The organism is Latilactobacillus sp. VITA-14 (assembly GCF_046580785.1).
Classification (GTDB): Bacteria; Bacillota; Bacilli; order Lactobacillales; family Lactobacillaceae; genus Latilactobacillus; species Latilactobacillus curvatus.
Map to the genome: position 1 here is coordinate 63358 of NZ_JBJKTM010000010.1, position 6226 is coordinate 69583.

Here is a 6226-nt window from a genome sequence, read left to right on the forward strand (position 1 = left end):
TGATCTCCCTACCCTTCTGCAGTGATCCGACCGTCACCTAAAACATTATTCGAAGCAAACAACTGCTGCAATCTCTCCTCTGTATCTGTGAAACTTGAAAATTCATCCACGGCTTGTTGCAAAAAGTCATCGATCGGTTTGTGCAGCTGCACAGCATAGTCGATCACAGGATTTGTTCCGCTCTTATATGCCCCGATATCTATCAAATCTTTCGCATCAGCGTATGTTTTCAAATTTTCACGCAATTCACTGGCATGGATATTATGTTCTTGAGAGACCAACGATTTCATCAAACGACTGACACTAGGTTGAACATCAACTGCCGGATAATGATTTTGGGCCGCAATTTCTCGCGATAAAATAATGTGCCCGTCTAAGATCCCGCGAACTGCATCAGCAATCGGTTCGTTCATGTCGTCACCTTCGACCAAGACCGTATAAAATGCTGTGATCGAACCCTTGTCAGACATTCCGCTTCTTTCCATCAACTTGGGTAATTCGGCAAAAACCGAAGGAGTATAACCCCGGGTAGTTGGCGGTTCCCCAGTTGATAGACCAATTTCACGTTGAGCCATCGCAAAACGTGTGACCGAATCCATCATCAAAACAACTTTTTTGCCCTGATCACGAAAATACTCAGCAATTGCCGTGGCCGTATATGCACCTTTCAGCCGAACTAAGGGCGGCATATCAGAAGTAGCACACACTACGATCGACTTAGCATAACCTTCACCCAAGTCTTTTTCGATAAATTCTCTCACCTCACGGCCACGTTCACCGATCAAACCGATCACGATCACATCGGCCTGACAATACTTAGCGATCATCCCCAGCAAAGTACTTTTACCGACCCCACTGCCGGCAAAGATCCCGACTCGCTGTCCCTCGCCAACCGTTAATAATCCATCGATTGCTCGAATACCAGTCGGCATGATTTTTTCAATGTCTTGCCGTTTAAATGGATCTGGGGCTTCCTGCATCGCTGGATACCCGACCATTTCAGACTGGTCAAGCTTGGAACCTTTCAATGGACGTCCTAGGCCATCGAAAGTATGTCCCAGCATTTTTGGCCCAACCTTGACTTCAAGTGTCTTGCCAGTTGCAGCCACTAGGCAACCCGGCGCGATCCCCTCTAGCTCATCTAATGGCATCAATAAGACCGTTTGTTTAACGAATCCAACAACCTCCGTCACTGTCTTTTTTCCCGCTTTTTTCGCATAGACCTCACAGACTTCACCGACGAAGGCTTGCAAACCTTCGACTTTGATCACAAGACCAACAACTTCGCTGACTTTGCCGTATACCGAATAAAAAGGATATTTTTTCGCTTGGTTTAAATAATTTTTAAAGGGGATCTTTATCTTTGTCATTTATTTACCTCACAATTGTTCCAGAAAACCTTGTAATTCCTTTTTAATGTCAATATCAACTACCGATTCGTTTGATTCGACACGCAGCTGCAAAGCATTTAAACTATCATCATCAAAAATTATGTAACGCAGATCAGGAATTTCTTCTTTGACCTGCTCTAACTTAGTGGTCAGTGATTCATGATAAGCGGAGTTAGCCCAGACCATCAATACTTCATTTGGTTTTTCGAGTTCGAATAATAATGGACTCAAAATTGCAGTGATCTTTTCTGGCGTTAGTTCCAACTGCGTCTTCAAAATAATTTCGGCCAACTGTACTGCAAAAGAAGTGATCTCATCCTGTTTTTCTGCCAGGTACTGTTTTGACTCTGCCAGACTTTGCTCCACGTTATCTTGTGCCTGCTTGACTAGAGGTGCCATTTTTTGTTGTCCTTTTGTCACAGCCTCCTGGTATCCATCTTTTTTTCCCTGAGCATAACCAGAATCATAGGCTTCTTGCTTGATTTCTGCTGCCTTTTGTTTTGCATCTACTAACATCTCAGCTTTCAGCTGTTTTAGCTTTTGCTGGTAAGCTGCCGTCTGATGTGCTAATTTAGCGTCAAGAGCTGTTAACTGTGGATCTTGCTTTTTTATTTGAGGAACAAAATCTGCTGTCTTTATACCAACTTTCTTACCATGCAGGGGCATTGCCTGCTGTTTCAAAATATTATTAGACAATGCTGTCTTGACCTCCTCGACCAATATAGATCTCGCCTCTTTCGTCTAACTTCCGAATAACTGCGACAACTTTTTGTTGTGCTTCTTCGACAGCTGATAATCTAGTTGGACCCATAAATTCAAGATCTTCTTTGATATTTTCAACCGCACGTTGTGACATATTACCGAAGATAAAGTCTTTGATACGATCATCGCTGCCTTTCAAGGCCAGCTCTAATACATCGTTTGTCACATCACGTAATACTTTTTGCACATCCAACGCTTGCAAAGTAGTAATATCTTCGAAAGTAAATAGGTTGGCCTGAACTTCACTGGCCAATTCTGGCTGTCTGCTTTCCAGACCGGCCAAGATCGTCTTTTCAGTACTGCGGCCCGTTGAATTCAAGATATCGACCAATGCGCCGACACCACCGATACTCTCACGTTCACCATCAACCACATTGGAAAACTTATCTTCCATAACTTTTTCGATCCGCTGAATCGTTTCTGGTGAAGTGGCCGAAATCGTTGCCACTCGTTCAGCTACATCAGATTGCAATTCATCTGGAAATTCTGACAAAACACTGGCAGCCTTCTCAGCCTGCATATAACACAATATCAAAGCAATAGTTTGTGGATGTTCTTCTACTAGCAAATTAACTAATTGCTGCTCATTAGCACGACGGGCAATGTTAAACGGTTGTTCCCGCAACTGGATCGTGTTCAAAACATCCAGAACTTCTTTGGCTCGTTGCGGCCCTAACGAATTAACTAAAAGATCCTTTGCGTAGTCGATCCCACCATCCAAAACATATTGTCTGGCTGTGGCAGTGTCGACAAATTCATCGATGACAGCATTCTTTTCTTCTGGAGTCACATAATCTGTATTAGCTATTTCATAACTGACTTTTTGAATCATACTGTCAGGTAAAAGTTTCATTACCTGGGAGGACGCTTCTGACCCTAAAGAGATCATTAAGATCGCCGCTTTTTTTACTCCACTCAATTGAGCCATCTCTTATTTCCCCTCCTAGTGATGATCTTTCATCCAAGCTTTCAGCAATTCAGCTGGAACTGCTGGATTAGTCTGGGCATAATCTTTAGCCTGTTTATCCTTAGCTTGTCTTTCTTTGACTTCTGGTTTTTCCTGCAGAGGTACTGTTTTTTCCTCTTGTTTTGCTTCCAGTAACGGCTCACTATTCGCTGAAGAAGTAGGTCCAGGTTGTGGTGAATCATCAGTTACATCGACATCATAATCATCATCGTAGTAGTCATCATCGTCATCTTGGCGTTTCTTGCGAATGATCAAAAAGGCTGCGATACCAGCGATTGCGATGACACCGATCGGAAGGGCGATGTACCACCACGGCACATTATTCTTCACCGTCTTAGTCTTATGAACTTTTGGTGTCGTGTCTGGAACATCTAAAGCTTGAACAGTAACTTTATCACCACGATCCTTATCGTAACCGATGGCTGAACGCACAATACTTTTGATCTGCGCCTGCTGGTCCCCACTAACATCTCCACGAATAGCAACAGAGGTCGTTAATCTCTTCACAGTTCCCGGTGCGCTAACTTGCTTAGTCACATCAGTATCTAATTCATTATTGATCGTCCGGCTATATGAAGCGCCATTATCGGTATTATCGCCAGTTACGTTAGAGACATTATCATCGGTTTGACCAGTCTGTGCTTGTTGGATCTGTTCTTGGTTCCCATTAGCTTGAACATTTTCACTCCGTAAATTTGGATTGCTATATTTCGTAGTCTTGCGTTCCAGTGCGTCAAAATTAAGGTCAGCGTTAACTGCGACGCTGATTTTGTTTCCATCAGCTAATGGGCCCAAAACACGTGTGATCTTCTTTTCAAGTTGTTTTTCAAACTGTTTTTGGATCTGCATATATTTACTGTTCGCACCTGTCAGATCATCATTGTCATTATTCCCATCAGCCAATACATTTCCATTACTATCAACAACTTTAACGTTTTCGGCTGTTAATCCCTTAACGGCACCTGTGGCCAACTCAACGATCCCTTTAACTGCTGAATTTGAGATCGTGTTGCCATTCAACGTCAATGCAACCGATGCTTTGGCTTTTTTTCCTTTGGCATCATCACTAAAGACATCATCATCAGGCATCGTTAACATTACTTTAGCTTTTTTGACAGCATTTAAAGAACCGATCGAACGTTCCAGCTCACCAGTCGTTGCCCGCTGATACATGATCTTACGGTCTTCATCAGTGGTCATCATGCTGGTATCATCAAATAACTCATAGCCTTGTGAACTATCGGGCAGTTTGTTATCGACGGCCATATCGATCCGATACTGGTCGACTTTTGTCTTATCAACTAAGATCGTTTTACCATCATCTTTTAACTTGTACTTGATGTCTTGATCTTCCAAATCTTTCGTAACCGTCCCAGCGTCTGCGTCACTTAAATTCGAAAACAAAACGGCATACTCAACTCTGGTGTTCAGATAATATACGATCCCACCAGCAGCAAGTATGCTGATCAAACCAGCTATGATAGCAATTTTTACTAAACGATTTAGATTAGACCATTTGTCTTTTAAGTTTCCAAAAAAGTCCTTTACTTTATCCACTTCCAAGCCCCCACTACACGACTAAAACTGCATGTTCTTAAGATCGTTATAAGCTTCCAAAGCTTTATTACGAACTTGAACTGCAGTCTGTAAAGTTAATTGACTTTCAGTCATATTGATCATGACCTGCCCTAAGTCATCTTGTTTTCCACTGATCATATCGGTAGTCGACTGATCCATAACTTTCATGCTTGAATTTAAACCGGATAAAGCATGATCCAAATAATCACCGAATGTTTTACCGGCGCCTTTAACTGTCTGATCAGAATTATCGAGTCCAGTAACTTTGCGCAGTTGAGTAGCATAATTATTTAAGCCGTTAATACCATTGACCTGTGCCATTTTATCTCTCCTAATTTTCTGATATTTCTAGTGCCTTACTCAAGATCTGCTTATTGACCTGACTCGAAGCAACATTTGCTTCGTAAGATCTTTGCGATTGGATCAAGTCGATCATCTCATCCGCCAAGTTAACATTCGGTAAATGAACATAACCATTTTGGTCGGCATCGGGGTCATCTGGTTTATAACTCAACTTCTCAGTTTGATCCTGTGCAATGCCAGTCACTCTTACACCGGAACTCTGTCGTTTGTTGGCTTCCATGATATTTCCATTGTCTGCTTCGACTTGACGTAAATTTTCAGCGAATTGAACTGACTTCCGGCGGTACGGGCCACCTTCCGGCGTTCGTGTTGTATTGACGTTTGCAATATTAGTTGATGTCGTATCAAGCTTTAACCGCTCTAAGGCTAAGCCGCTGGCATTGATCTGCAATCCATTAAAAATACTCACTCTGATCTCCTCTTCTCCAATTTAGTCTTACCATTAATGATTCAAAACATAACTCATCATTTGGTAACGCCCTTTGAGTTGTGATGTCAACGCGCTATAATTCAAACCATTTTGTGCCTGATTTAACATCTCAACATCTAAATCAACGTTATTGCCATTTTCTTTAACAGCCGTATCATTGCGCACGCTTTCATGCGGTTCAATTGCCCCGCCTGCTTGCATATGCATTTTAGATGTAGTTTTTAGGTGTGTTTCTTGGTCCAAAGCATTATTCAAAACACTTTCAAACTCGATTCGTTTAGCTTTGAAACCCGGCGTATTGACATTAGCAATATTATTTGCGTTCAATTGTGCTCTATTAGAAGAAACGTTTAAAGCTTCTTTCATTAAGCCATATGTATTTTCCAAAATTAATTACACCTATTTTCTTTGATTTAACACTAATATTTTCAAACTTTTTATATTTCAATTTTCATAGTAGTTGCTTGCAGCCAAGATGTCCCCTTTATCAAACTTTTTCTATATTTTTCACAGCATTATAATTTCAGCTGTTAACATACTCACAATCAAGTTAATTTTTAAGTTATTTTCAATTATTTTATTAATTATTTTCCTCAATTGTCAAGTTAAGTGCAACACTAATGGCCTATTCTTATAATTGGTCTAGAAAGTTAAACCAGTTGTGGCATAACATCCGCTGGATAACAGCGGCGGGGACGGTGATTCAGCGTGTCTTGAACCAACTGCAGATCCACT

At 41.5% G+C, this 6226-nt stretch carries 7 protein-coding genes; all 7 read right to left on the reverse strand.

Annotated features, from left to right (window positions below):
- Positions 1-8: 8 nt before the first annotated feature.
- From fliI to flgB, 7 genes are read right to left on the reverse strand one after another with little or no spacing between them, the layout of a single operon-like run.
- On the reverse strand, positions 9-1370 hold the full coding sequence (fliI, locus tag ACF1X7_RS05840) for a flagellar protein export ATPase FliI (RefSeq protein ID WP_065825059.1): 1362 nt from the start codon (positions 1368-1370) through the stop codon (positions 9-11).
- Positions 1371-1379: 9 nt separating this feature from the next.
- Positions 1380-2087: a FliH/SctL family protein gene (locus ACF1X7_RS05845; RefSeq protein ID WP_039099295.1), complete on the reverse strand. Its 708-nt coding sequence runs from the start codon at positions 2085-2087 to the stop codon at positions 1380-1382.
- Positions 2080-3081, reverse strand: coding sequence for a flagellar motor switch protein FliG (gene fliG, locus ACF1X7_RS05850; protein ID WP_039099296.1), 1002 nt, complete (start codon positions 3079-3081; stop codon positions 2080-2082). The genes ACF1X7_RS05845 and fliG overlap by 8 nt, the downstream gene beginning before the upstream one ends.
- A 15-nt stretch (positions 3082-3096) precedes the next feature.
- A complete protein-coding gene (gene fliF / locus ACF1X7_RS05855; RefSeq protein ID WP_411162537.1) occupies positions 3097-4677 on the reverse strand; it encodes a flagellar basal-body MS-ring/collar protein FliF in 1581 nt (526 codons plus the stop codon).
- Positions 4678-4698: 21 nt separating this feature from the next.
- On the reverse strand, positions 4699-5019 hold the full coding sequence (gene fliE, locus ACF1X7_RS05860; protein ID WP_010498165.1) for a flagellar hook-basal body complex protein FliE: 321 nt from the start codon (positions 5017-5019) through the stop codon (positions 4699-4701).
- Between the two features lie 10 nt (positions 5020-5029).
- Positions 5030-5470 (reverse strand): flagellar basal body rod protein FlgC, encoded by a 441-nt coding sequence (flgC, locus tag ACF1X7_RS05865; RefSeq protein ID WP_039099298.1) that lies wholly within the window; start codon positions 5468-5470, stop codon positions 5030-5032.
- Positions 5471-5503: 33 nt separating this feature from the next.
- Positions 5504-5857 carry a flagellar basal body rod protein FlgB gene (flgB, locus tag ACF1X7_RS05870; RefSeq protein ID WP_035631278.1) on the reverse strand — a complete coding sequence of 118 codons (354 nt, stop codon included), beginning with the start codon at positions 5855-5857 and terminating at the stop codon, positions 5504-5506.
- Between the last annotated feature and the right edge of the window lie 369 nt (positions 5858-6226).